6 tRNA genes and 1 rRNA gene are annotated in these 859 nt (G+C 51.1%); all 7 read right to left on the bottom strand.

Annotation, left to right across the window (positions count from 1 at the left end):
* Positions 1 to 126 precede the first annotated feature (126 nt).
* Positions 127 to 202: transfer RNA gene (locus tag AC3B4V_RS16205), tRNA-Ala, on the bottom strand.
* 22 nt (positions 203 to 224) lie between these two features.
* Positions 225 to 301, bottom strand: a tRNA-Pro gene (locus AC3B4V_RS16210).
* 4 nt (positions 302 to 305) lie between these two features.
* A tRNA-Arg gene (locus tag AC3B4V_RS16215) sits at positions 306 to 379 on the bottom strand.
* 38 nt (positions 380 to 417) lie between these two features.
* A tRNA-Leu gene (locus AC3B4V_RS16220) sits at positions 418 to 504 on the bottom strand.
* Positions 505 to 566: 62 nt separating this feature from the next.
* Positions 567 to 642: transfer RNA gene (locus AC3B4V_RS16225), tRNA-Thr, on the bottom strand.
* Positions 643 to 656: 14 nt separating this feature from the next.
* A tRNA-Val gene (locus AC3B4V_RS16230) sits at positions 657 to 732 on the bottom strand.
* A 9-nt stretch (positions 733 to 741) separates the two neighbouring features.
* Positions 742 to 857: ribosomal RNA gene (gene rrf / locus AC3B4V_RS16235) — 5S ribosomal RNA — on the bottom strand.
* Positions 858 to 859 lie beyond the last annotated feature (2 nt).

Below are 859 nucleotides of genomic sequence, written 5' to 3' on the forward strand. Positions count from 1 at the left end.
AGTGTTTGACTTGCTCGTTGTTGTGACCGAAGTCACGATTGACGAAGCTTGCGCTTCATTCGTTTTTGTATTCCGTAGAATACGATTTTTGCCTCATCGTTCAGTTTTCAAAGTTCGTCATAAAAATGGTGGAGCCTAGCGGGATCGAACCGCTGACCTCCTGCGTGCAAGGCAGGCGCTCTCCCAGCTGAGCTAAGGCCCCATTAAAGGGATGAAATTGAAGATGGTCGGGAAGACAGGATTCGAACCTGCGACCCCTTGGTCCCAAACCAAGTGCTCTACCAAGCTGAGCTACTTCCCGAAAATGCACCCTGAGAGATTCGAACTCCCGACCCCTTGATTCGTAGTCAAGTACTCTATCCAGCTGAGCTAAGGGTGCGGAATATAAGGATCAAACAGCAAACATCAAAATGAAAATGGTACCGAGGGCCGGAATCGAACCGGCACGGGGAAACCCCCGCAGGATTTTAAGTCCTGTGCGTCTACCAGTTCCGCCACCCCGGCAGGGATATAAAAGGTAGAACCTTCATTCATAATTGAATTCTGGTGATCATTGAAGATAAAAATGGTGCCGGCAACAGGAGTCGAACCCGCGACCTACTGATTACAAGTCAGTTGCTCTACCAGCTGAGCTACACCGGCAAGTGTAATAAAAATGGTGGAGGATGACGGGATCGAACCGCCGACCCCCTGCTTGTAAGGCAGGTGCTCTCCCAGCTGAGCTAATCCTCCATATGTATCGCCTGGCAGCGTCCTATCCTCACAGGGGGAAGCCCCCAACTACTTTCGGCGTTCAAGTGCTTAACTTCCGTGTTCGGCATGGGAACGGGTGTGACCACTTGGCTATCGCCACCAGACA

The sequence above is a fragment of the Exiguobacterium sp. E17S genome (genome assembly GCF_057772545.1).